The organism is Mycolicibacterium sp. CBM1, assembly GCF_054073305.1.
The window spans coordinates 1-24,405 of the sequence record NZ_JBSXPP010000028.1 but is presented as its reverse complement, the minus strand read 5'-3'; the positions used below and the strand labels follow the sequence as shown (position 1 = coordinate 24,405).

23 protein-coding genes are annotated in these 24,405 nt (G+C 63.8%); 15 read left to right on the top strand and 8 right to left on the bottom strand.

The genetic code is table 11. From position 1 onward, the window contains the following. Nucleotides 1-2: 2 nt before the first annotated feature. A complete protein-coding gene (locus ACXDF8_RS25230) occupies nucleotides 3-1,184 on the bottom strand; it encodes an acyl-CoA dehydrogenase family protein (protein ID WP_457226001.1) in 1,182 nt (393 codons plus the stop codon). A gap of 164 nt (nucleotides 1,185-1,348) precedes the next feature. Next, the gene (locus tag ACXDF8_RS25225) at nucleotides 1,349-2,212 is read right to left on the bottom strand and encodes an alpha/beta fold hydrolase (protein WP_457226000.1); all 864 of its coding nucleotides are present in this window, start codon (nucleotides 2,210-2,212) and stop codon (nucleotides 1,349-1,351) included. A 177-nt stretch (nucleotides 2,213-2,389) separates the two neighbouring features. On the opposite strand from ACXDF8_RS25225, the gene ACXDF8_RS25220 reads away from it, so the two are divergent. The 5 genes from ACXDF8_RS25220 to ACXDF8_RS25200 all read left to right on the top strand — a co-directional run bounded on the left by ACXDF8_RS25220 (nucleotide 2,390) and on the right by ACXDF8_RS25200 (nucleotide 8,992). Continuing rightward, entirely contained in the window at nucleotides 2,390-4,591 is a 2,202-nt protein-coding gene (locus ACXDF8_RS25220) for an adenylate/guanylate cyclase domain-containing protein (RefSeq protein WP_457225999.1), read from the top strand. After that, nucleotides 4,591-6,012 carry a mechanosensitive ion channel domain-containing protein gene (locus ACXDF8_RS25215; protein WP_457225998.1) on the top strand — a complete coding sequence of 474 codons (1,422 nt, stop codon included), beginning with the start codon at nucleotides 4,591-4,593 and terminating at the stop codon, nucleotides 6,010-6,012. The genes ACXDF8_RS25220 and ACXDF8_RS25215 overlap by 1 nt, the downstream gene beginning before the upstream one ends. After that, nucleotides 5,993-7,192 (top strand): L-2-hydroxyglutarate dehydrogenase, encoded by a 1,200-nt coding sequence (gene lhgO / locus ACXDF8_RS25210; protein WP_457225997.1) that lies wholly within the window; start codon nucleotides 5,993-5,995, stop codon nucleotides 7,190-7,192. The genes ACXDF8_RS25215 and lhgO overlap by 20 nt, the downstream gene beginning before the upstream one ends. A gap of 52 nt (nucleotides 7,193-7,244) precedes the next feature. Then, the gene (locus ACXDF8_RS25205; RefSeq protein WP_457225996.1) at nucleotides 7,245-8,111 is read left to right on the top strand and encodes an EamA family transporter; all 867 of its coding nucleotides are present in this window, start codon (nucleotides 7,245-7,247) and stop codon (nucleotides 8,109-8,111) included. A gap of 68 nt (nucleotides 8,112-8,179) precedes the next feature. Continuing rightward, a complete protein-coding gene (locus ACXDF8_RS25200; protein ID WP_457225995.1) occupies nucleotides 8,180-8,992 on the top strand; it encodes an acyl-CoA thioesterase domain-containing protein in 813 nt (270 codons plus the stop codon). 1 nt (nucleotide 8,993) lies between these two features. On the opposite strand, the gene ACXDF8_RS25195 is transcribed toward ACXDF8_RS25200, so the two are convergent. Further along, the gene (locus tag ACXDF8_RS25195; RefSeq protein ID WP_457225994.1) at nucleotides 8,994-10,145 is read right to left on the bottom strand and encodes a DmpA family aminopeptidase; all 1,152 of its coding nucleotides are present in this window, start codon (nucleotides 10,143-10,145) and stop codon (nucleotides 8,994-8,996) included. Between the two features lie 103 nt (nucleotides 10,146-10,248). Here ACXDF8_RS25195 and ACXDF8_RS25190 point away from each other — a divergent pair, with 103 nt between their 5' ends. From ACXDF8_RS25190 to ACXDF8_RS25180, 3 genes are read left to right on the top strand one after another with little or no spacing between them, the layout of a single operon-like run. Continuing rightward, on the top strand, nucleotides 10,249-11,097 hold the full coding sequence (locus ACXDF8_RS25190) for a sulfurtransferase (protein WP_457225993.1): 849 nt from the start codon (nucleotides 10,249-10,251) through the stop codon (nucleotides 11,095-11,097). A 2-nt stretch (nucleotides 11,098-11,099) separates the two neighbouring features. Continuing rightward, nucleotides 11,100-11,333, top strand: coding sequence for a hypothetical protein (locus ACXDF8_RS25185; RefSeq protein WP_457226014.1), 234 nt, complete (start codon nucleotides 11,100-11,102; stop codon nucleotides 11,331-11,333). Then, a complete protein-coding gene (locus ACXDF8_RS25180; protein WP_457225992.1) occupies nucleotides 11,330-12,103 on the top strand; it encodes a potassium channel family protein in 774 nt (257 codons plus the stop codon). The genes ACXDF8_RS25185 and ACXDF8_RS25180 overlap by 4 nt, the downstream gene beginning before the upstream one ends. A 15-nt stretch (nucleotides 12,104-12,118) precedes the next feature. Here the strand turns inward: ACXDF8_RS25180 and ACXDF8_RS25175 are convergent, their stop codons facing one another. Further along, nucleotides 12,119-12,304, bottom strand: coding sequence for a long chain fatty acid-CoA synthetase Faa4p (locus tag ACXDF8_RS25175; RefSeq protein WP_457226013.1), 186 nt, complete (start codon nucleotides 12,302-12,304; stop codon nucleotides 12,119-12,121). A gap of 214 nt (nucleotides 12,305-12,518) precedes the next feature. Between ACXDF8_RS25175 and ACXDF8_RS25170 the strand changes: the two genes are divergently transcribed. From ACXDF8_RS25170 to ACXDF8_RS25140, 7 genes are all read left to right on the top strand, one after another. Further along, entirely contained in the window at nucleotides 12,519-12,683 is a 165-nt protein-coding gene (locus tag ACXDF8_RS25170) for a hypothetical protein (protein WP_457225991.1), read from the top strand. 72 nt (nucleotides 12,684-12,755) lie between these two features. Next, entirely contained in the window at nucleotides 12,756-13,178 is a 423-nt protein-coding gene (locus tag ACXDF8_RS25165) for a PPOX class F420-dependent oxidoreductase (RefSeq protein WP_457225990.1), read from the top strand. An 861-nt stretch (nucleotides 13,179-14,039) separates the two neighbouring features. Continuing rightward, nucleotides 14,040-15,149 (top strand): tyrosine-type recombinase/integrase, encoded by a 1,110-nt coding sequence (locus ACXDF8_RS25160; RefSeq protein WP_457225989.1) that lies wholly within the window; start codon nucleotides 14,040-14,042, stop codon nucleotides 15,147-15,149. Further along, a complete protein-coding gene (locus ACXDF8_RS25155) occupies nucleotides 15,146-15,481 on the top strand; it encodes a helix-turn-helix domain-containing protein (protein WP_247054606.1) in 336 nt (111 codons plus the stop codon). The genes ACXDF8_RS25160 and ACXDF8_RS25155 overlap by 4 nt, the downstream gene beginning before the upstream one ends. Beyond that, nucleotides 15,471-17,015: a recombinase XerD gene (locus tag ACXDF8_RS25150; protein ID WP_457225988.1), complete on the top strand. Its 1,545-nt coding sequence runs from the start codon at nucleotides 15,471-15,473 to the stop codon at nucleotides 17,013-17,015. Before ACXDF8_RS25155 ends, ACXDF8_RS25150 begins: the two co-directional genes overlap by 11 nt. A gap of 51 nt (nucleotides 17,016-17,066) precedes the next feature. Next, the gene (locus ACXDF8_RS25145) at nucleotides 17,067-17,882 is read left to right on the top strand and encodes a Hachiman antiphage defense system protein HamA (RefSeq protein WP_457225987.1); all 816 of its coding nucleotides are present in this window, start codon (nucleotides 17,067-17,069) and stop codon (nucleotides 17,880-17,882) included. Nucleotides 17,883-17,950: 68 nt separating this feature from the next. Beyond that, nucleotides 17,951-20,842 (top strand): DEAD/DEAH box helicase, encoded by a 2,892-nt coding sequence (locus ACXDF8_RS25140; RefSeq protein WP_457225986.1) that lies wholly within the window; start codon nucleotides 17,951-17,953, stop codon nucleotides 20,840-20,842. A 47-nt stretch (nucleotides 20,843-20,889) separates the two neighbouring features. Here ACXDF8_RS25140 and ACXDF8_RS25135 read toward each other — a convergent pair whose 3' ends face one another. The 4 genes from ACXDF8_RS25135 to ACXDF8_RS25120 form a co-directional block, all read right to left on the bottom strand. After that, nucleotides 20,890-21,867, bottom strand: coding sequence for an ImmA/IrrE family metallo-endopeptidase (locus tag ACXDF8_RS25135; protein WP_457225985.1), 978 nt, complete (start codon nucleotides 21,865-21,867; stop codon nucleotides 20,890-20,892). Then, entirely contained in the window at nucleotides 21,864-22,418 is a 555-nt protein-coding gene (locus tag ACXDF8_RS25130; RefSeq protein ID WP_457225984.1) for a hypothetical protein, read from the bottom strand. The genes ACXDF8_RS25135 and ACXDF8_RS25130 overlap by 4 nt, the downstream gene beginning before the upstream one ends. Before the next feature lie 93 nt (nucleotides 22,419-22,511). Continuing rightward, complete coding sequence (locus ACXDF8_RS25125) at nucleotides 22,512-22,964, bottom strand: restriction endonuclease (protein ID WP_457225983.1); 453 nt, start codon at nucleotides 22,962-22,964, stop codon at nucleotides 22,512-22,514. A 242-nt stretch (nucleotides 22,965-23,206) separates the two neighbouring features. Beyond that, nucleotides 23,207-24,351, bottom strand: a protein-coding gene (locus ACXDF8_RS25120) for an IS3 family transposase (RefSeq protein ID WP_457221679.1) whose coding sequence is annotated in 2 segments (ribosomal slippage) — nucleotides 23,207-24,084 and nucleotides 24,084-24,351 — 1,146 coding nt in all. Because the reading frame shifts where the segments join, the coding sequence is not laid out codon by codon here. Nucleotides 24,352-24,405: the final 54 nt, after the last annotated feature.

Genomic DNA, 24,405 nt, shown 5'->3' with positions numbered 1-24,405 from the left:
CGTCAGATCATCGCCCGCAGCGGTCCTTGTGGCTCGACTCCGAACGAGCTGAGAGCCGACGCATGGTAGGCGGTGCCGGGTACGTGGATGGCGTGCGCTAGACCGGTGTGGGCATCACGCCAATAGCGTTGCAGCGGCTTGTCCATCCGCATCGCGTTGCCGCCCGAGCGGGAGAAGATCTGGTCGACGGCCATTACCGCGCGCCACACTGCCCTGATCTGGGTGCGCCGGCCCGCCGCCCGGTCGGCGAACGACACCTGCTTGCCGGCGTCGACGATGTCATAGATGCGGTCGGCGTTGGCCAAGATCTCCTGCCGCGCCGCGTTGATGTCGGCGGCCGCCTCACCGATCGCGTACATCACGTAGGGGTCGTCCTTGACGGCGGTGCCGGCGGCGCTCACCCGCTCACGCTGGTAGTCCAGATGCGCGGCAAGCGCACCCTCGGCAATGCCGATGGTGGCCGAGGAGATTCCCAGCGGGAACATCGTCGACCACGGCATCAGGTAGAGGGTTTCGGTCATGCCGGCCTCGCGCTGGGCGCTGCCATCCATCACCTTGAACGCGTCCATGGTGCGGTAGGTCGGCACGAACGCGTCCTTGACGATGACGTCTTTGGAGCCGGTGCCCCGCAGGCCCACCACATCCCAGGAATCCTCGACGATCTCGTAATCCTTGCGCGGCAGGATCATGTGCAGCATCTGCGGCGGCATGACCGGCCTGCCGTCGGCATCGCCGAGCAAGCCGCCGAGGAAGATCCACTCACAGTGGTCGGTGCCAGAGCTGAACTGCCAGCGCCCGTTGAAAATGTAGCCACCGTCGACCGGTCTTGCGACGCCCTGCGGCGCGTAGGGGGAGGCGACCCAGGTGTCCACGTCGTCGGCCCAGATCTCCGCCGCCACCCGCGGATCGGCGTATGCCAGTTGGTAGGGATGAACACCGACGACGCCGTTGATCCAGCCCGCCGCGGGGTCGAGCGCCGCGATCGCCATCACCGTCTCGGCGAACTCGCGCGGGTGCACTTCGAGGCCGCCGTACTGCTTGGGCTGCAGCAGCCGGATGTGCCCTGCCGTCTTCATGTTCTTGACAGTGGTATCTGTCAGTTTGCCGATCTTCTCGGCCTCGACCGCCTGCTCGCGCAGTTGGTCGGCTATCTCCATCGTCTTGTCGATCACCCGAGCGGTCATGTGCGTCCCTATCTGTCAGGTGTGCCGTCTTCATGGTGGACGGCTGCCCTCGTCGCCAGGGCGCATTGTCCCGACCAGCGGGCCACGACCGTGGCTGCGCTCATGGCCGGCGAAGACCGGTGTTGCTGACCGGGCGCCGGACCGGCGGGCGCGTTAGTCACGCACTAGCGGGACTGCCCGCGGCGCAGGAAGCTCAGGACGGTCGCCTCGAAGGCCTGCTTGGCCTCGATCATCACCCAGTGCCCGCAGTTGGGGAAGACGTGCAGTTCGGCGTCGGAGATGGTGCGCATCGGGATCAGCGACATGTCGAGCGGGCTGACCCGGTCGTCGCGACCCCAGGTCAGCAGAGTCGGTGCCTTGACCTTGTGCATGATGGCCCAGGGCAGCGGGAAGTCAGCGTTGCGCATCATCTTCGTCATTGCGGCGAAGGCAGCCTTGCCGTACATGCGCCGCGCGCTGGCCAGCGTCTCAGGATCGGTGGCCAACGCCCAACGCTCCTCGATCAGCGCCTCGGTGACCAGCGCGGGGTCGTAGACCATCGAATTCAGCCAGTCCACCAGCCGCTGCCGGCTGGGGTCCTCGGTGAACTCCTGCAGCAGCCGGATACCCTCGCTGGGCCCGGGGCTGTAGATGTTGGTGCCGATGCCGCCGATGGTCACCAGCTTGCCGATTCGGTCGGGGTGGTTGATCGCGAAGTTGATACCGACGCCGCCACCCATCGAGTTGCCGATCACGTCGACGCGATCTAGCCCCAGAGCGTCGACGAACACCGGTACCGCCGCCTGGGCGTCGAGCATCGGATGGCCGCCGAAGTCGTCACTGACCCCGAAGCCCGGAAACTCCAGAACCAGGCAGCGGAAATGCTCGGCGAAGAACTCGAGGTTGCCGCGGTAGTTACGCCAGCCGGTCACGCCGGGGCCGGAGCCGTGCAGGAGCAGCAGGGGCGGACCTTCACCAGCTTCGTGATAGCGCAGAACGCCCTTGTCGGTGGAGACCTCGCGCAGCGTGTCCTCGTAACTGATGTTCATGGCGCCATCCGATCATCTCCGCCGGCAGGAGCCCTGGGCGGGTCTCGCCAGTCGGGCCATGAGATGGCCGCAACATGACACAGACCACAGCAATCACGGGGACCTCGTTTGCCACAACGTGCTGCTAGTCTGCACCGTGGCCGGTTAGCTGCGGGGTGTGACCGCGAAGGGGTGCCGATGACGCAGAGGGAAGAACGGGGCGCCGCCGCATCAGAGCCGGAAGCCGACGGGGTAAGTCCGCGCCCGCGCAGGGTGCAGCGGTTGCGCCGCAACCGACTGCTGGCGCGGATCAGCATCCAGTCCAAGCTGATCCTGATGCTGGTGATCTGCACCATGCTGGCTGCCGCCGTGGTCGGGGCCTTCGCGTTCGAGGTCGGCCGGACGTCCCTGCGCACGGCGGTCTTCAACCGGCTCATCGGTACCCAGCAGGCGCAGGCCCGCGCACTGCAGGGCCAGTTCATGGACCTGCGGAATTCGCTGATCATCTACAGCCACGGCTTCAGTACCGGAGACGCGCTCGCCGGCTTCACCGCCGGTTTCGACCAACTGGCCGATGCCCCGGTCAGCCCACCGGAGTGGCAGAACGTGGTCGACTACTACAACGGATTTGTCAAGCAGACTGACGATCACAGCGGTACCCAGCTCGACGCCCAGGCACTGCTGCCGACCTCCAACGCCCAGCGCTATTTGCAGGCGAACTACACCGCGCGGCTACCCGACGGCAACGCGGCGCTTGCGATGGACAACGCCGGCGACGGCAGCGCGTGGTCGGCGACCAATGCGCGTTACCAGGATTTCTTCCGCGAGATCGTCACCCGCTACGAGTTCCAGGACGCGCTACTGATCGACGGCCGAGGAAACGTGGTGTACACCGCCTACAAGGGCGTAGATCTGGGCACCAACATCGTCACCGGGCCCTACGCGGGCTCCAAGTTGCACCCTGCCTACCTCAAGGCGATGTCCGCGAATTCGGTTGACTACGTTGGTTTCACCGATTTCGAGTTCTACCAGCCCGCCCAGCTGCAACCCACCGCTTGGATGGTGGCTCCGGTCGTCGTGGGTGGCCGGACGCAGGGTGTTCTGGCCCTGCAGTTCCCGATCTCGAAGATCAACCGGTTGATGACGTTCGACCGGCAATGGGAAAAAGCCGGGCTGGGTAAGACGGGGGAGACCTTCCTCGTCGGCCCCGACGGCCTGATGCGGTCGGATTCGCGGGTGTTCCTCGAAGATCCGCAACGCTACAAACGGGAAGTGATATCGGCGGGCACTCCCGCCGATGTCGCCGACGAAGCCATTAAACTCGGTGGCACCACGCTGGTCCAGCCGGACGTTTCGGCGGCCGCCGCCAACGCACAGCGGGACCAAACCGGCACCCTGGTGTCCCGGGACTACCTGGGCAACAGCACTCTGGAAGCGTATTCTCCTCTGGCCGGAGATGATTCAGACCTGCATTGGTCGATCATCGCCAAGGTCGACACCGCCGAGGCCTTCGCGCGCGAGTCCTCGTTCACTCGCACGATGGTGCTGACCACAGTCGGGATGATCTTCGTGGTCTGCGTGCTCGCGGTGTACCTGGCGCAGGTCTTTGTCCGGCCGATCCGGCGGCTCGAGAACGGTGTGCAACGCATCGCCGCCGGCGACTACGCGGTGGCCATCCCGGTCGAGAGCCGCGACCAGATCGGCGAACTGACCCGGGCTTTCAACGAGATGAGCCGCAGCCTGACCGTCAAGGACGACCTGCTCAAACAGCAACGCCAGCAGAACGACGAACTGCTCAAGTCGCTGATGCCCGATCCGGTGGTGGAGCGATTCCGTCAGGGCGAGGAGACGATCGCCAGCGAACACCACAACGTCACAGTCATCTTCGCCGACCTGATCGGGCTGGAGCACCTACAGGCCGACTTGGCGCCGGCCGAGTACCTGGCTCTGGTCAACGAGTTGACCCGCCAGATCGACGCCGCCGGTGCAGGTCTGGGAATCGAACGCGTCAATACCGTGCGCAACGGCTATCTGGGCAGTTGCGGGCTGACCGTACCCAGGCTGGACAACGTCCGCCGGACCGTGGACTTCGCGCGGGAATGCGGACGGATTCTGCAGCGATTCAGCAGCGAGACAGGGGTCAGCGTGAGTATGCGCGCTGGCATCGACACCGGCGACGTCGGCAGCGGTCTGACCGGTAGCCCCTCGGTGGTCTACGACATGTGGGGCAGCGCGGTGAACCTGGCACACCGGGTCAAGAACGGCTCCTCGCGCCCGGGGATTTACGTCACCTCACGGGTGTACGAAGCGCTTCGCGACACAGTGGCATTCACCGAGGCGGGCACGGTCACCGTCGATGGATCCGCTGAGTCGGTGTGGCAAGCCTCGGAGGAGGACTGATGGCTGACGTCTTCAGCTCGGGGTGGTTCTACTGGGCCATCGGCATTGCCGTCGGACTCCCGGTCGGGTTGATCCTGCTCACCGAACTGCAGCACGCGCTGCGCCGGAGAAACAGTTTCCTGGCCAAGCCGGTGACTCTGTTGCGCAACTATCTGCTGCCCTTGGGCGCATTGCTGCTGTTACTGCTCGAAGCCAGTCAAGTTCCGCCGCAGTCCACCCCGGTACGCATGGTCGGAACGCTGGTCGCCTTCGTCGTGCTGGTGTTGTTGTTGTCCGGGGTCGATGCCACGTTGTTCCGAGGTGCCCCGGAGGGCAGCTGGCGCAAGAGGATCCCGGGGATCTTCCTCGACGTCGTCCGCTTTCTGCTGATCGCGGTCGGCGTTGCGTGGATTTTCGCCTACATCTGGGGCGCCAACGTCAAGGGATTGTTCACCGCCCTGGGCGTCACCTCGATCGTCGTGGGCCTGACCCTGCAGAACTCGGTCGGCCAGATCATCTCCGGTCTGCTGATGCTCTTCGAGCAGCCGTTCAAGATCGGTGACTGGCTCGACACCCCGGCGGCCAAGGGTCGGGTGGTCGAGGTCAACTGGCGCGCAGTACATCTCGAGACCGGAACCGGGCTGCAGATCACACCGAACTCGGTTCTGGCCGGTGCGTCTTTCACTAACCTCAGCCGCCCACCGGACCGGCATACCATTACGGTCACCAGCGTCTTCGGGCTGTCCGACGCCCCTGACGAGGTGTGCGCGATGCTGGTGCGGGTGGCTTCGGAGTTGCCGCAATGCCATCCGGATCGCAGCCCGTCGGCGGTTGCCTTGGGTGCCAAGGAGTATCAGACCAAGATCCCGCTGCGCACCCCGGCCGACGACGGCAAGGCCAGAGCCACGTTCCTGCGCTGGATCTGGTATTCGGCACGTCGGGCCGGCCTGCACCTGGACGAGGCCGAGGACGACTTCTCGACGCCGGAGCGGGTCGCCGCCGCCATCAAGTCGGTAGTGGCCTCACGCTTGCGCCTCGATCGCGAGGAGCAGCAGGAGCTAGCCCCGTACGCCCATCTGGAGCGGTTCGCCGACGGCGAACTCGTGCAGCGTTCGGGCGACATCCCGGGCGGAATGAAGTTCGTCGTCGCCGGTGAGCTGCAGTTGACCGTCGCCAACGAAGACGGGGCGGAGGTGATCGTCGGCACCCTGGAGAAGGGGTCATTCATCGGCCAGACCACGTTGACCCGTCAGCCCGTGATCGGGTCGACCTACGCGGTGGGTGAGGTCACCGTGGTGTCGGTCGGGCGTGATCAGATCGAACGCATTGTGCACGAGAATCCGCTGCTGTTACAGGAATTCGGTCGTGCCATCGAACAGCGCAGGGCGCACGTGCTGCGTGCGGTGGCCACGGCTGAGGACGATGACACCGCCGATTCATGACCTCGTCATCGTCGGGGCCGGCATCGTCGGTCTGGCAGTGGCACGGGAGTGGACCGCGCGGCGGCCCGACGATTCGGTACTGATCCTGGAGCGCGAAAGCGGGCCGGCCCACCATCAGACCGGCCACAACTCTGGGGTGGTCCACGGTGGCATCTATTACCTGCCGGGGTCGCTGAAGGCGCGCCTGTGCGTGGAGGGTGCTCGGCTGATGTATGAGTACTGCGAACAACACTCCATTGCCCACGAGCGCTGCGGCAAGTTGATTGTGGCCGCCGCACCCGGCGAACTGGCCCGCCTCGACGACTTGGAGGCTCGCGGCATCGCCAACGCGGTGCCAGGCCTGCGCCGGATCAGCGCGGCCGAGATCTCCGAGATCGAGCCGAATGCCGTAGGCCTGCAGGCACTTTATGCACCGAACACCGGAATCGTGGATTATCCCGCGGTCTGCCGGACCCTGGCTGCGGAGCTATCCGGACGCGGGGTGACCGTCGCATTCGACACTTCGGTCGACAGGATCGATGCGGCCGACAACCCGGTGGTGCAGACCACGAGGGGGCCGGTTCGGGCACGCCGGGTGATCGCGTGCGCCGGCCTGTGGGCCGATCGGCTGGCTCGGCGCGCCGGGGCGCCGCGTGACCCGCAGATCGTGCCGTTCCGGGGCGCTTACCTCGGCCTGCGGCGGACGCCCCAGCCGAGACTCAACGGGTTGATCTATCCGGTGCCCGATCCCGATCTGCCGTTCCTCGGCGTGCACATCACCAAGCACATCACCGGCGACGTCACCCTCGGGCCGACGGCGATGATGGTCGCCGCCCGTGATGCGTACTCGTTGAGCCGGTTTCGTCCTCGCGACACGTGGGACACGCTGACCTGGCCGGGTACCTGGCGCGTGGGACGGCGGTACTGGCGGGTGGGGTTGGCCGAGATTCGGATGGCGAGCAGCAGGCGGGCCTTCGTCACGGCGGCGGCGCGTTACATGCCCAGCCTCACGCTGGCGGACCTGGACGGCAGTTCCCACGCGGGGGTTCGGGCGCAGGCGGTAGCCCGTGACGGGACGCTCGTCGACGACTTCGTCATCTCCCGCGAGGGCGCAGTCTCGCATGTCCGCAACGCACCCTCGCCGGCGGCAACCTCAGCCTTCGCGTTGGCGCGCGAGCTGGTCGACCGCGTCACCGGTTGAGGGGCCGCCAAATGATTGGCGCCGCCGGGCGCCGGTGCCGTTGAATGCCAGCATGACCGGTCACCCGGCACGCATCGGTTCCGCGTTGGCAGTGGGCTCGATGGTGTGCGTCCAACTCGGACTCGCGATCGCGGTGGGTCTCATTGGCCGGATCGGCGCCGAAGGGGCGGCATGGCTGCGGCTGGCCTGGGCCGGTCTGCTATTCCCCCTGCTGGTTCGGCCGCGCCCCGCGGCGTTCACCCGGACCACGTTCGGGATCTGCGTCGTCCTCGGCATGGTGACCGCACTGACCACCATGTTGTTCATGGCGGCGTTGGCGCGCATCCCGCTGGGCACCGCCAGTGCGCTGGAGTTCCTCGGCCCCCTGGGCGTCGCCGTGGTGAGCGGACGGGGCCCCGGCCGGTGGGCTTGGCCGGCACTCGCCGCGGCCGGCATCGTGCTGCTGACCGGGCCGTGGCACGGCACCATCGATCCCGCCGGGGTCTGCTTCGCGCTCGGTGCGGCGCTGTGCTGGGCGGCGTACATCCAGCTGACCCAGCGGGTCGGCGACAGAGTCGACGGCCTGCAGGGTCTGGCGGTGTCCATGGCGGTCGCGGGACTGGTGACGACCGCGGCGGTCGGGTGGGCGGTGCTGCCCCGGATGACCCCGGACATGATCCTGATCGGCTTCGGGCTGGCGCTGCTGTTGCCGATGGCGCCCTTCGTTCTCGAATTGCTCGCCCTGCGGCGGCTGACCGCCGCGGCCTTCGGCACGTTGATGAGCATGGAACCGGCGCTGGCGCTGCTGATCGGGTTCCTGATGCTGCACCAGGTGCCCGGGGTGGCCGCGATCGTCGGTATGGCACTGGTGGTCACCGCCGGGATGGGCGCCGCCCGCGGTGGGGCGCGGGAGATGCCGGCGCCGGTACAGCCCGGGTAGACCGACGTGATTATGTCGGCTAAGGATCCGGCCGACCGGACCGGATGGCCCTGTGCGACGATGCCTCGATGGTCACCCGAGCGGCGCATTTCGTTTCCGACCCCGACGGCGTCTTCCACCCGACCGAGAATGCCCGCGGCCGCTGGGGCGAGGACATGCTCAACGGCCCGGCGGTGGTGAGCCTGGCGGCCTGGAACCTCGAGCAACGCTACGGCGCCGAGGGATTCCTGCCCGCCCGGCTGACTGTCGACCTGTTCAAGGCGGCCCGCCGAGTACCGACGACGGTGATCGTGCGACTGGTTCGCGACGGGCACCGGGTGCGCAACTCCGAATGCGAGATCCGCCAAGGCGAGGTGACCGTGGCCCGCGCGACGATGGTGCAATATCGCCGGTCGCAGCCGCCGCCGGGACAGGAGTGGTTCTGCGACGCCGTCTTCGACATGCCTGCGCCGGCGCAACCGCACGCGTTTCTGATCGGCAGCGATGACGCCGGGTGGAACACCGAGGGCGGTGTACACCAGAACACGTCACGAAAGCGGGTGTGCCACAGCCCGATCGACGTAGTGGCCGGCCACCCCGTCACTCCGTTCGTGCGCGCCGTCGTCGTCGCCGAGGCCACCAGCCTGGTGAGCAACCTCGGCACCAAGGGAATCGGGTACATCAACGGTGACCTCACCGTCGCGCTCTCACGGCTACCTGAGTCCGAACACATTGCGGTCCAGGGTGACTCGCACTGGACCTGTGACGGGGTCTCGGTCGGCAGCGCAACCCTGTTCGACGACCTGGGCCCGTTCGGGACCGGGCTGGTGACCGCGATCGCCAACCCGGCTGCTCAGATCGACTTCGCCAAGCCGGGTTCCATACCGACGCTGAGTGTCTGAATCAGAGCAGGGCCTGCAGCTGGTCGTGTGGCAGCGCCGGAGAGCGATGCCCGTCTCGGCCGACCATATCGGAGTTGACCACCAGGGCATTGAGGACGGCTTCCTCGACGCTGTGTACGACGGCGGTGTAGAAGTCGTCCATCCGCCCCCACGGCAGGAATGTGATCCGCCCGAACTCGTCTTCGCCGACCTCGCCGATGGGGAAGTGGCTGGCCAGATGTGGTGTCTCGGCGGTGGAGAAGGCCAGGAAGATGTCGCCGGAGAAGTGGCTTCCGGTGGTACCGGTGCGGGCCAGACCCAGCGGCACCCGTCTGGCGAGCGCCTTGCACTGGCCGGGCAGCAGCGGGGCATCGGTGGCGATGACGGCGATCACCGACCCCGCACCGGGGGGCGGCCGGTTGAGGTCCGCGGCGAACCAACCGCCGGCCAGCTCGTTGTCGACGGTAAGTTGCGGACCGACATGGCGGCCGGTGACGGTGAGTTCCTGGCGGGCACCGAAATTGGCCTGGACGAATGCGCCCACGGTGAAGGTGTGCGGCCCGTAGCGCACGATGCGGGATGCGCTGCCGTTGCCGCCTTTGAACTCGTAACAGTTCATCCCGGTACCGCCGCCCACCGAACCTTCGGCGACCGGCCCGCCGGCGGCGTTATCCAAGGCGGCCTCGGCGTGCTCGGGTCGAACATGGCCGCCGTTGATGTCGTTGAGGTAGCCGTCCCAGGTCTCGGCGCACACCGGCAGCAGCCATTGACGCGCCAGCACCGGGTGGACTCGGTTAACCCAGGAGATCGTCCCGGTGTGGCAGGCGCCAATTGCGTGCGTGTTCGACAGCAGCACAGGCAGATTGAAGGCACCCGATTCTTCGATCCAGGTGGTGCCGGTCATCTCGCCGTTGCCGTTCAGCGAGAACCAGCCGGCCGCACAGGGCTGCCCGACGCCTGCTCTACCGCGGGGCAGGATCGCGGTGACGCCGGTGCGTACCGGTCCCTGCCCGACCACCAGCGGCCCATCCCCGGTTATCAACGTGGTCACACCCACCTCGACGCCGGCGACGTCGGTGATGGCGTTGAGCGGTCCCGGTTCTCCGGGTAGGGCGATGCCCAGGCCGCGGGCACGTGGTCGGCCGTCGACGGTGAAGGTGGCAGGGTTGGTCACGTCGCCGACCCTACCGTCGTTCGCGGGGGCCGCGACTTCGCGCGCAACGGAACCGGGGGATGATCGTCGATGGTCATGCTGGGCAGAAGGAACGGAGACTCCGATGACGACGCGCGCTGACGTTCTGATCAGCCCCGACGCGCTGCTCGCTGCCGTGTCCGCCGGCGAGCCGGTCACGGTTCTCGACGTCCGCTGGCAACTCTCTGAGCCCGACGGCCGCGCCGCATATCTCCACCAGCACATTCCCGGTGCGGTGTACGTGTCGCTGGAGGACGAACTCAGCGACCACACGGTCACCGGTCGTGGGCGGCACCCACTGCCGTCCGGGCCGGCTGTCCAGGCAGCCGCGCGGCGCTGGGGTGTTCGCGAGGGACGCCCCGTCGTGGTCTATGACGACTGGAACAGGGCTGGCTCGGCGCGGGCGTGGTGGGTGCTGACCGCGGCCGGCATCGGCGGGGTTCGCATTCTCGACGGGGGATTGTCGGCGTGGGCGGCAGCCGGTGGCGGGCTGGAGTCAGGCCCGGTCGACCCGCCGCCCGGGGACGTCACGGTGACACACGACGATCTGTACAACGGCGCCATGGCGACGCTGACCGCCGAGCGGCTCGACACCGGTGCGCTGCTCGACGCCCGTGCGCCGGAACGTTTTCAAGGCGACGTGGAACCGGTGGACCCTGTCGCCGGCCACATACCGGGCGCGCGGAATCTGCCGAGCACCGAGTTGCTCTCCGCGGCGGGCACCTTCCTGCCGGCCACTGCGCTGGCGGAGCTGCTGGCCGAACGGGGAGTGGCCGCCGACGCGCCGGTCGGGATCTACTGCGGATCGGGCGTCACGGCGGCTGTCGCGGTCGCCGCACTCGCGGCGGCCGGCCGACCGGCCGCACTCTTTCCCGGGTCGTGGTCGCAGTGGAGTTCGGACCCTGGTCGGCCGGTCGCCCGCGGGCCGCAGTGACCGTGGAAACCTTGCGGGTGTACCTGCGGTTGCAGGCAATGTGCCTACTGTTCGGCGTCGTCGGGCCGATCTTTCTGATCGTGTACTTCGCCGTCCAGCCGGATCCGACGGTGAAATGGATGTACTATACCGGCCTCGTGATCACTGCCGTCGACGTGCTGATGGCGCTAAGCCTGACCGACCAGGCGATCCGCTCTCGACAGCCCACCAGTGAGCAGGAGCCAGACACACCGTGACCATCGAAGAGCAGACGAACCCCGCGGCGGAGGCGACGGAATCGCGGCTGCAGCGCTGGGAATCGCTTGCGGAGTGGCCACTTGCCGCAATCGCGGCGGTGTTCCTGGCCCTGTACTCCGTGGAGGTCCTCGCTCAGCCGCAGGGCATCAACGCGCACATCGTGCGCGGGATGCTGTTCGTGCTGTACCTGCCCTACGTGGTCGACTACCTCGCGCGGCTGGTGCTGGCCGAGCATCGGGTGCGGTGGTTCTTTCGGCATCTGGTCGACCTGGCGATCGTCGCGCTGCCGTTCCTGGGTCCGTTGCGTCTGCTGCGGTTGGTCGCGCTAGTCGGTGCCCTGCAACGCGCGCTGGGGGACGCGATCCGCGGCCGGGTGGTGGTGTTCACCGCGTTCAGCGCGGTGTTGCTGGTCTATGCGTCCTCATTGGCGGTTTTGCAGGCGGAGCGGCGAGCGCCGGACGCGAAGATCACCAGCTTCGGCGACGCCGTGTGGTGGGCGCTGACCACGATCACCACCGTCGGTTACGGTGACCTGTATCCGGTGACGGTGTTGGGCAGGGTGGTGGCCGCGCTGCTGATGATCGGCGGTATCAGTTTGGTCGGCGCGATCACGGCCGCGGTGGCAACGTGGATCGTTCAGCGGGTGGCCGCCGAGGACAATGCGGAGCGGGCAGCGACCGTTGCACACATCGAGAGCCTGCAGAGCGAGATCATCCGGCTGGCGGAATTGGTCGAGGCGCAGAAAGCGTCTGCTCGAACGCCGGAGTAAGGCCGGGCGGTGGGCTCAGTCGCGGACCCACACCGAGATGTACCCCAGCGGGATACCGGTGCGGGTGGCGATGCGTTCGCGCGCGGCGAGCTCGACCTCGCCGCGCGAGGGAGCTTCTGCGACATCGTTGATCTCGGGGATCTGGATGATCCACCGATTGGCTTCGAATTGGATGTCGATCTCGAAGCACTGCCCGGCCATCGGTCGCAAGACGCGATGGGAGCGGAGATTCCGTTGCGGACGGGTCGAGAAGCCGCGAGTTCTGTACTGAGTACGCATCTTCTTTGCTTTCCGGAACGATTCTGGGCCGTCGGAAAAGATACGCCGAACGCGGCTGGATTCAAAATCGCACCATCCTCCGATCGCTGCCGTCAAGCGGTTTACAGCAGGTCGCAACGAGTGGTAGTCACCGAGAATGACCAACAACGACAGCGTCTCCGCATCAGACTTGATCGACGCACAAATTGACGAGCTCGCTGATTGGCGGGGTGACCTGCTGGCGCAGATTCGCATGGTGGTCAAACGCGCGGATCCCGAGGGTGTCGAGGAATGGAAGTGGCGCGGAGGGCGGTGGAGCTGAACCTGTCGGGATCTGGGTCGCGCAAGCGCGGTAGATGATCGGAATTCACGTCAGCGGCCTACGCTGGTCGGTGTGGACCAACTCTCTGACGAAGTGATCGCGTTTCTGTCCGAAGGAACCCGCACTGGCAAGCTCGGATACGTTGCGGCAGATGGTCGGCCGTTGGTAGCTCCGGTCTGGTTCATTGTGGACGGCCAGTGTCTCGTCTTCAACACCGGCAAGGACACCGCCAAAAGCCGTGCATTGCAACGTGATCCGCGCGTGGTGATCTGTGTCGACGACGACCGTCCGCCGTTCTCGTTCGTCCAGGTGCAAGGTGTTGCCACGACAAGCGAGGATGTCGACGAGTTGATGGACACCGCCACCCGGATCGGTGGGCGGTACATGGGCGCTGATCGTGCCGAGGAGTTCGGTCGCCGAAATGCGGTGCCTGGTGAGCTTGTCGTGCGGGTGGCGCCGACGAAGGTGATCAAGGCGTTCAACGTCGCGGACTGATGCGCGCGGAAATAGACTGCCGCAGTTGATAATCCAGCCCTACGGAGAAACGTCACTGTGACGAATGTGGCGATCGAGCCGGCTGTACCCGCGAGCAGATAGGGAAGGCGTCGTTTGCCTCACGGCATGAGGGTCGGCCGGAGAGGGTGTTGAATTTTCGTCCACCTTCTTCGAGAGCGGCAACGAACTGTCCGTCGCGACGCTGTCGCAGTGAGGCGGGCGTGTACCGGGTGCGCACCGGAGTGTGCGCCGACTGCCGTGAGCGATCGCCGCGGCGCCGCGGGACGCTGGCTGGACTGGGATGCGCTAAACCGTCACAGTGACGAAATTGCGTTCGAAGGGCACTCGGGTGGCTAGCGCCATTGGTCCGGCCTCAAGTCAGAGTTGACGCATGCGCCGACCCGTTGGCGAGAGACTGCTGCGCATTGCGATCTCTGGTCTCGGGGTCGGCTGCAGGCGGGGAATGTCGGAGCTAGTGAGTGAGGGACATCTCCGACGAAGGTGCGCCTACGCGCGGCTGGGCAGGCGCACGTGTAATCAGCGACGACGGGTCCCGGCGGGTCGTTTAGGGTTGACCTGGTATTGCCGTTTGCCGATAAGCCACATTATGTCAAGTAAACCACTGCATATTGCATCAGATGAATCACGGCCTGGCCGCTTGCCGACCATCACTCCTCCCGTCGTTTTCATCTGTGTCGCAGGACTTTCCGCCCACCGCCCCAGCGGTGCGGACTATCGTCGGCTGCTGAGTCAGCTTCTCAGGCGGCCGCTCGGGCGACACGCTGACCTGGGGTCTTGACTTGATGATGCAACAGATGAATCATTGATTCATCTGTTGATACCAGATGGCAGGAGTTTCGGGTGGCAGTCGACGACGTCGGACGTGCGCATCTCGTTGACGCGGTCAGGCCCCTGCACCCCGAAGAACAGACAGTCGCCGAAATGCTCCAGGGCTGGCGCAACCAACAACTCAGCCGCAATCTGCAGTTCGAGACTATCGACGCCCGCATCAAGCAGGTGCAGCGCTTCATCGAGCACTCGAACGAGTTCCCATGGACCTGGACCGTCGCCATGGTCGACGAGTTCTTCGGCGATCTTCGCAGTATCCACAAACTCGCCCAGTCGTCTATCCGTTCGTATCAGGTCGGCCTGCGACAGTTCTGCTCCTATGTCAGCAATCCGGACTACGGCTGGGACCGCGTCTGCGAAGCACTGTTCGGGACTCACCCATCCCAAGTCTTCTTCGACTGGAACACCGCTCGACACGTCCAGGAGAACGAGGCCCAACCCGAGAAACGCGCATTCACCAAGCGTGAACTTCAAGACTTCTTCGATCATGCCGACGAGCAGGTATCTGCCGTCGTAGCTTCCGGCAGAAAGGGTTGGCTGCCCGCATACCGCGACGCCGTGATGTTCAAGATTGCCTACTCGTATGGGTTGCGGTTCAACGAATTGGCCCACTTGCAGACGGTCGACTTCGCAAGGAACCCCCACGCTAAGGAGTTCGGAAAGTTCGGCCTGGTTCATGTGCGTTACGGCAAAGCGAAGAAGGGCTCCCCGCCGAAGCGGCGCAGCGTGCTGACAGTCTTCGACTGGACGCCCGAAGTGCTGGTCGACTGGCTGGAGAATGGTCAGCCCCATATGGACGACGGGATCGACCTGTTCCCCAGCGAACGCGGAAATCTCGTCTCGGAAACCACACTCATCAGGCGGTTCCGCCGCTACTGTGACGATCTCGACCTCTCGCCCGGTCTCGATCTCCACTCGTTCCGACGGTCCTATGCCACGCACTTGCTCGAAGCCGGCTGGGATGCGATGTTCGTTCAGCACCAAATGGGTCATGAGCACGCGTCGACCACAGCGATCTATAGCTGTGTCAGCAGTGACTACCGCACCCGGACACTGCGAAACGCGCTCGACGCCACTATCGCCGCGGCGCTGCAGCCGAGACAGAACGGCGACGCCGGATGAAACGCGATGTCGATTACCAATGGCGCCTCGCCGAGCTCATGGCGGGTCATCAGATGCACAACAGCACCGATCTCATACCTCGGCTGAACGAACGCGGGATCACGCTGTCTCGGCCACAGGTCTACCGGCTCGTCCACCAACGACCCGAACGGGTTTCTCTGAAGCTCATCGCCGCGCTCTGCGACATCTTCGACTGCGGTCCAGACGATCTCGTCACTGTCACCGCTGCGGACGCCCGAAAGAAGGCCGTCAGTGCTGGCCGAGAGAACGTCGTAGAACTGAACAAAGCCATCCGCCCCAAACGTGCTCGGATCCTCAGCGATGACGATTGAACCGCTGCGCCGAAATACCGTTCGCGGACGACCCAAAGTCACCGACGGGTCAATGGAGTGTGCTCGTTGCCACCGCGAGATGCGGCGCACGGCAGCAACATGGCCAGACGGCCGCATCTGCAATTCCTGCTACTACGAAGCAACCAGCCTCTACGGCGACTGTCCCAGCTGCGGATTCCACCGCCTTTTGCCGGGGCGACTGGACATCGGCGATCAAGCGGTGTGTCGAGACTGCGCGCGAATCCGCCAGAACTTCTACTGCACGTCGTGCAACGAGGAGCGGCGACCCTACCGCGGCAACGTATGCGCACGTTGCAGCCTCCGCGAAGACCTTGAGCGGGCGTTCCTCCACCCGGACTCTCCCGCGAGCTTCACGCGACTCATCGACGCCCTGTGCGCAGCTGATCGCGCCGAGAGCATCATCACGTGGAAACGATCGGACAAGGTTCAAGGACTCCTACGCTCCCTCGGAGATGGCACCACTCCCCTCACCCACGACGGCCTGGACCAATACGAGCCCAGCGGCCGACACGTCGACCATCTCCGCGCAATCCTGCAGCACCACGAAGTATTGCCGACCCGCGACAAGTACCTCGCCTACTTCGAGCGGTGGATCGACGACAAGCTGCGCGGGGTGTCTGACGCCGAGATAGCGCAGCCAATAAGACAATTCGCTACCTGGCACCACCTCAAACGAATCAACGAGTTAGCACTCGCTGGGAAGCCGACGCGCGGACCCGTTCACGCCTCGAAGCAGGACATCACCGAGGCACTGAAGTTCCTTCAGTGGCTTCGAACCGAACATGGACGAACGATCGCGGACTGCACTCAGCAAGACGTGGACCTCTGGGTCACCACGGGGCCGACGACACGGCACCTCATCCGGACGTTCATCATCTGGTGCAGAAAGATGCGGGTTAATGGATCGATCACGCTCGGACATCGGCAGGCCAGGACGGTCCGGGTTCTCACGCAAGATCAGCGGCTCGAGTGGATTCGAGAGCTTCTGTCCGGCGACAGCGAGTCGCTCCCCTACCGAGTTGCCGGAACCCTGCTACTCCTCTACGCCCAGCCACTCGTGAAGGTCGCATCAATACCAATGAGCAAGGTGCTTGTCTCTACCGACGGACTATCGCTCCAACTCGGCGTTACTCCCTCGCCCGTTCCTGAGCCATTCGCTGCACTGCTCAAGAGCCACGTCACCAACAGACCAAACCTTCGTACAGCAGGAGCAGATAATCCCTGGCTGTTTCCGGGCTATCGACCTGGCGAGCACCTACACCCCAACACACTGATGTATCGCCTGCGATGGCTAGGTATGGACCTACTGGGTGCTCGTAACACTGCGCTGCGCGACCTCGTCACACAGGTGCCGCCACCGGTCGTGGCGGAGATGCTCGGCTACAGCGACCAGGTGGTGCATCGACACGCCGCGTTGGCCGCCCAACCCTGGGCCCGATACAACGGGCCAACCGGTCCATCCCGAAGGAATTCATGTGACAGCCACGTCGAGAGGTCGAAAGTTAAGTGGTGATCGAACGTCTGCATGTCGAGCCGGAAGGCTGCGTAGGCTGGGCGCTCAGCCGTGCGTGATCTTGGGCTTGACCCCGAATCCTTTGTCGGTATGGTGACGAGTTCTCAACAGTCCGACTATGTACTGATCAAGATGACGGCTGGATTCGCGGCCAAGCTCAGTCCCGAACTGGGCGTCGCGTTCCGTCGGTGTTACATCACTGACGGCGCTGTCGACCAGCGGGTGACGGAGACAGGTGCAACGAGACGCGAGATCGTCGAAGTGAAGCTTCCTGATCGCGGCTCGGTCATGGCTGGAGATTTCGGGGAGATCCTCACGTCGCTCGTGCAGGCTATCGAAGACCATCAAAGCGAGTTGCTTGACCCAAGAAAGTGGCGGCTCAAGAACGACCGCACCAAGGCAGCGCCCCGATCTGACGTGGTGCAGTTCGTCTTGCCCGAGTGGCCCAAGGCGTCCGCCTACGATCGCCTGATCTGTTCGGAGGTGAAGACCAAGTCAACGAAGAGCGCGAGTTCGCCGATCCTACAAGCCATAACAGATTCCGAAAAGGACAGCGACGGCAGGCTGGTCAAGACGCTGGTCTGGCTACGCGAACGAGCTCTAGATACAGGCCTAGAGACTGTATCTGTTAGCCAGCTAGACCGGTTCATCAAGGCGGTGGACTACCCGGCTGCGGCACGTGAATTTCGAGCGGTCGCAGTAGTCTGCGCGGACCTCATCGAGTCCGAACTTAAAGACACCGAACTGCCCGACTTGGAAGGCCGATCACTCATAGTGCTCGTCGTTCCTGATCTGAAAGGCACCTACGAGTCTGTTTACGATTCGATTTTAGAGACTGTGGTGGCTGACGACTCGAGCACGCCGTGAGGGACATACTTCGTCGGTGGATAGCTGATTCTGATACCCGTCTCGCCATCGACGACTTCCGACTTCAATTGCAGCTGAGTGACATTGCATACCTGGACGGCCGCGTAGGCGATCTGTACTACGCCCTCGTCGGTGAGCTCTTCGACATGCTGCGAGCAGACTCCGCGGATCGCAACTCGTGGGCGGCTTTGGGGAGGGCATTGTCCTCGATCAGCCGCGATCTGCGCCGCGAAGCGCAACGCGACGCGCTATTCTTCGGCGCCACTGCCTTCTATTGCGGAGGTTTTCCTGCGTCGGCGACGCTAACCATGCGTCAGACCCAGCCCTCTGACTGGAATGACGACGTGCACTTAACCTGCTTTGAGCTTCTCACCCGCCGTCGTCTACCCACCTCGGAGAGGGTGGCGAATCTGCTATCTAGTGTCCGCGCCGGCTCGGTCGACGCCATAAGAGGGTTAGTTACCCAGGCTGACCTAGAAGCCCGATCCGCATTGCAGGAGGGTCCCGACGAGTGGGTGCCACGCCGGCTGCAGGCCGCACTACTCCGCGCATTCCAAACATCTAATCTTCGGTCCGTGTTGCCGGATGGCGCCAATTCTCGATGGAATTCACTTGTCACCTCATTCCTCGATCGAGCACAACCCGTATGGGATTTCTTTCCGTCCCAGATCGAGGCCATCGAGGCAGGGCTGCTAACAAGCCCAGAAACCTTCACCCTCCAAATGCCAACTGGAGCAGGCAAAACCGCGCTCGCGGAGGCCCTCCTGTTCAGCCACCTATCCAGCGACCCGGCTTCCAAAGCTGTGTTACTCGTTCCCTATCGCGCACTTGCGCGCGAGTTACGTTATTCAGTTGGACGACACCTGACCGGGATGGGTATGCAGACCCGGACCGTCTACGGTGGAACGGTCCCGAGCCCGGAAGAAGGCGAAGATCTCGACTCCGTTCGTGCGATCATCGCAACGCCGGAAGCGCTCGTTGGGTTGCTTGGTGCACATCCTGAGATCGCCTCGGAGATATCGCTCGTCGTGTGCGACGAGGGTCACCTCCTCGCCGACGACTCGCGCGGGGTGAGCCTAGAACTCTTGTTAGCCAGGTTGCGTGCCCGAGAATCTGCACCTCGAATCGTCTTCGTGTCAGCCATTGTTCCCAACGTTGAGGAAATCAACGCCTGGCTCGGCGGCAACGACGGCACGGTGGTGCGCAGTATGTACAGGCCCGCAATTGCCGAGTACGCCGTGCTGAGGTCAATCGGCAAAGGAAAAGGCCGTACCGTAGGCCTCGAGTTCCAAGAACCCACGACTTCACTTCCTGCACACACGCTTCCGGGCTTCCTAGCTTTGACGGACTTCGAGTTCATTAACCCGTCGACACGCCGAACTAATACCTACGACTACAGCTCAAAGAAGACACAAGCGATTGCTACAGCGCGCAAAGCGCTCGCTATGGGTACCGTGGCCGTCTTCGCGGCAACCAAGACAGGTAACCAAGGCGTGATCGGGCTTGCAGAAGAATTTCTTAAGCAGATTGCCAGCGGACTGCCGCTCCCGAAGCCCCTTGACGCCATTAGAGATTCCGCAGACCTCGCCGACGCAGTTGAGTACTTCACGCAGGAGTTTGGCTCAAGGTGGACAGGAACTCGAGCTCTTGAAGCCGGGGTGGTCGTCCATCACGGGGACCTGCCCCAGGAGACCCGCGAGGTGCTCGAAGAGCTGCTGGCGGATGGGCATTCCGCGATGGTGCTTTGCACCAGCACCCTCGCTGAAGGCGTCAATCTTCCCATCCGCACGCTAGTCCTCTATTCAGTAACCCGAGGATCCGCGTCCGGAGAATCTACTCCGATGCTCGCGCGCGACATCAAGAACCTTGTGGGCCGCGCGGGACGTGCCGGAAGTTCAACGAGAGGATTGGTTATCTGCGCTAATGATAGCCAATGGGTACACATCAGACCTGTAGCCCAAAACGCGCCGGGCGAGCCAGTCGCCGGGGCGCTCATCGAGCTGCTGCGGCAGTTGCAATCTGCACTGGCCCGACAGACGGCTGGCTTGACTAATGAAGCGTTGGAAGACACTCCCCAACTGCTCTCACTCGTTGACGGAATCGACGCCGCGCTAATCGAGCTCATCCATGAAGAGATCGGCGACGAGGAGTTCGCCGCCATCGCCACAACACTTGCTTCACAAACCTTCGCCGCTCAACAGACAGATGCACCGCAGCGGGACTTGCTTATACGCGTGTTCCAGGCACGGGTATCCCGACTATTGGGAATGCGTGCCTCAGGGCGGCTCGCCTGGATCCAGGAGACCGGGGCGCGACCGCGTTTGGTCGATTCCGTTATCGCAGATCTGTATCCGAGGTACGCCGGCTGGCTCACGGTGGATTCGCCACTAGATGACGGGCTGCTTGATGCGACCCTGCACTGGGCCTTTGAGCAAACAGGCTTTGAAGACATTGCGACTTCCGCCTTCGATCAGGCAAAAATTGCCGAGCCACGTGACGTTCTTCGGTCCATTATCGCCGCGTGGTTGGAAGGTCGCCGTTACGTAGAGATCGCCGAGAGCACCGCGCTCTCAGTGGACCAACTGCTACGTATCCACACCCGAGTCGTCTTGTTTGACTTCGTGACATTGGTAGAACAAGCGCTCGCAGTCCTCCAGCACTACCTCGCCCAGCAGGGCGAGGTCTTGTCGCCCACAGCTGCAGCGTTCGCCGATCATCTTCGGTACGGAGTACCCACCTCCACTGCGCGAGATCTGATGGCGAGAGGCTTGCGCCATCGCGTAGCGGCTGTCGCGTTGGGCGCAGAGTCCGCTTTCACCTCTAGTGCCAACATCTTCGTCACGCCTGAATCGATTGCGAGAGAAATTCTTCAAGACGCCGATTTGTGGTCGTCACGTCTTGGGGCACTTGTCTACCAGAGAACCGCCCATGACGTGCGAACAGACCGGCCGGCCTCCTAACTTCTCACCGCGTCGGCCTGCGCTCCAACGTCGAAGTTTATAGCGTTCTAGACTGCGCGCAGACGACGATTCCAATCCACAAGCGAGGCAAGGTGTTTCGCATTCACACCGAGCCTCTTCGCGACGGCGGCGACACCACCGTTTACCTCGACCAGACGGCCGAACAGGCTACCCGCAACCGGTTCGATCTCTCCGGGCTCGCGCTTGCGCCACTTGGACATCTGGATCTGCAGCGCTCGGTACCGTGAGTCGTCGATGTATTCCAGTTCATGAGCGCGATAGATGATCGCGGCCGCGGACATACCCCACAACCCCTTTAGACCAATGAAGTGCCTTAGTGTGGGTCTGTCAACCATGGCTGCGTCGAAGTCGTCGCGCGGAAACAGCAGCGTGCCCGCAAATCGGTTGGCTTCGCTCTCTGTGGTGTCGTGGCGCCGGCTGTGGAACATCAGGTGTCCGCACTCGTGGCCGACAGTGATCCTGAATCGGTCGCCGGTGACAAACGGGTCCGCGCCAATGACCGGGATACCGTTCACCCATGACGACAGTCCGTCGAGGCCCGGCAGGTGGGGTATCGGCACTAAGCAGACACCCGCGCGCTCAACGGCCGCGGTGAGGTTACGGATGGGACCGTTATCCTCCAGGCCGAGCAAGGCGCGGAATTCGCCGCTCAATTCGTCGATTTCGTTGAGGTCCGACGTACTCGGCACTCTTTGTAGGAGCACACTGGGGGCGTTCGGTGTGACATCGAGCAGTTCTCCAAACACTTCACCGGCGAGACGGAGAAGCTCTTTGGCGCGTTTCTTCGCCGCGACGGCGGTGGAGGCGCGGGCGCGGTGAATTGGCTCAGACATGTCTGGCAGGGTGAGGCGGCGTGGGGCGTACCCAATAGCGGTCAGATCGCCGTTGAACGGGCGTCGCCCGCTTTCAATCGCTGAGACCATTGGCACCGACAGGCCGAACAGGTCAGCTAGGTCGGCTTGGTTGAGCCCCTCAATGTCTCGAAATGCTCGCAGCCGGTTCACTGCGGTTCGCCACCCGCTTCGATATCGGGGTTGCCCAGGTCGTCGAACGCGTCGATCTGGCCCTGATCGAACTTTCTGGACGCGGCCGGGAGATCTTCGAATCGCCAAAAGCTGATCGCGTGCATTTCGCCGCTCGGGATGAGGCGCTTCGACTTGTTGGCGTGGGTCGTAGCGGACTGCCAAAGAGACAGTCCTGGCTTATCGAACCGGTAGATCAACAGACCCACGTCGACCTTTGGTTTGACGTCGAACAGCGTCCATTCGCTGTGCGACTTCTCGATCGACACGGCCGACATGCTGCGCAGCAAGAAGGTCTTCTTGAGTTCGTTGTCGGTCACCTGAATCCGCCCAAACTCGACGTACTCTTTGTGGAGCTGGTAGCGCTCGGAGTCGCCGATCTGGGCCTGCACCACCGACCGTAGATGGTGCGCCTTGGCGAGCATTGTGGGCGGAATGTCCCACTCGGATTTGAATTTCCGGCTGTAATCGGCGGTAGCGAGGTACCCAGACATCATGATGTGGGCGAATTCATCGAGGTCAGAAGCCTGCATGAGCGAAATACTACATTTGATGTAGAAATTTTACAAGGAATGTAGCAATCCGGGTTACCTCGGCGTGTCGTCATCCGGTCCGAGTTTCGGAGTCTAGGAGCGGAGTCGATAGCCTGCGGTCAGCTCAGGACGTTCGGACAAGAGTGTCTCAAGACGGCTGTCGGGCCAGAGTTCGATGAACGGCATCTTGCCGTCGGTATTGTGCTTCTCCACGATCGCCACAGCGTCAGTGGTGAATCGTCCGCTCGTAGCAAGGATTAGCGCTCTGATCGCAGGAGGTTCCCACAGAGACAGCGTGCTCAATGTATTTGTGATGTCGGTCGGGCCGACCGAATTGGCGCTCCAATGCTTGGCTTGGAGGATGACTCGCTCAGTTCGGGTCGTCCCGCCGTCGTCCTTGATCACGCGTTCTGCAGACAGGTCACGCCCTCGGTCCGGCGCGCGCGTTTTCATCAGCCATTCAACATTCTGATAGTTCGGAAACGAGCGCAACAAGTCGTACAGGAGGCGCTCGAATCCGTCGTCGTCAAGGGAATCCCACGCCAACCCAACACTCACTCCACCGGCGGGCCTCGAGGACGCCGCTTCGCCTAGGTCTATATCGGGGACGGGTAGGGGGTCTGATTCCGACAAGTGGGCCGCTTCGATGTCCGCTCGAACGGAGGGCCAGTCCATTTCAAGGATGTCGTGCCAGTCGTGGCCCTGGCCGAAGTGAATGTGCCGGTGAAGTGGCGAGTCCCCGATTCTGAGTCCACCCGGTTCTTGAGTCGGGGTGGTGTGATCCAGTTTCAGTTGATGTTGCAGTCCATCGGGGTGTGGGTGCAGCTGCAGACGGCAGCGTACTCGGCCGGGGTGCGGTAGCCCAGGGCCGAGTGGCGGTGCCGGTAGTTGTGTTCGTGCTTGAAGTCGCCGATGACCACGCGGGCTTCGAGCAGGGTGTTCCAGTGGTTGCGGTTGAGGCACTCCTTGCGTAGTCGGTTGTTGAACGATTCGATGTGTCCGTTGTTCCATGGCGCTCCTGGCGGGATATACGACATACCAGTCCGACCGTCACAGAACTGCTGCAGCGCTTGGGAAATGAACTCCGGACCGTTGTCCATCCGCAGCACCTTCGGCGGCCCACCCGCTGCGGCGAACACGTTGGCGAGATCGGCGACGAGTCGGTCGGCGGTGATCGACCGCTCAACGATGTGCAGCAGTGAGACGCGGGTGTGCTCGTCGATCATCGAGGCGATCTTGATGGCCTTGCCGTCGACGGTGGAATCGAACTGGAAGTCGATCGCCCACACCACGTTCGGGGCATCGGCCTCGATCGATGGGATCGACGACACCCCGGCCCGCTTGCGCGGACTGTGCACCCGCACCTGCAGCCCTTCCTCGCGCCACAGCCGGTGGATCTTCTTCAAATTGACCTCACGGCGCTCGTCGTAGCGCAACGCCGCCCAGGCACGGCGGAACCCATGGCATGGGTTCTTCGTCGCGTACGTGCGCAGCCAGGCCCGCATCTCGGCATCGGGATCGGCGGGGGTCTGCGACAACGGCAGGCGACGGCAGGTGGAGCGGGGCAGCCCAACGGCTTTGCACGCCAACCGTTCCGACATGCCCATCATGGAGGTGAGCATGCCGACGGCGCGGCGCTTGGCAGCTGGGCCTAAAATTTTCCCTTTGCGACCTCCCGCAAGGCGTCTTTGACCAGCTCGGCCTCGGCCAGTAATCGCTTCAGTCGGGCGTTCTGTTCGCGCAATTCCTTGAGTTCCTTGGCGGCATCGGTGTCCATCCCGCCGTAGGCGCGACGCCAGTTGTACAACGTCGCCGCAGACACCTCGAGTTCGGCTGCGATTTCCTCGCCGGTCTTGCCTTCGGCGGCCAGTTCGTCCGCACGGCGCAGTTTGCGCACGATGTCTTCTGCGGAGTTCCGCTTCCGACCAGCCATACGTTCATCGTCCCTTCTCGCCCACCATCGGGCTACAGGACTCTAGAACTTGCT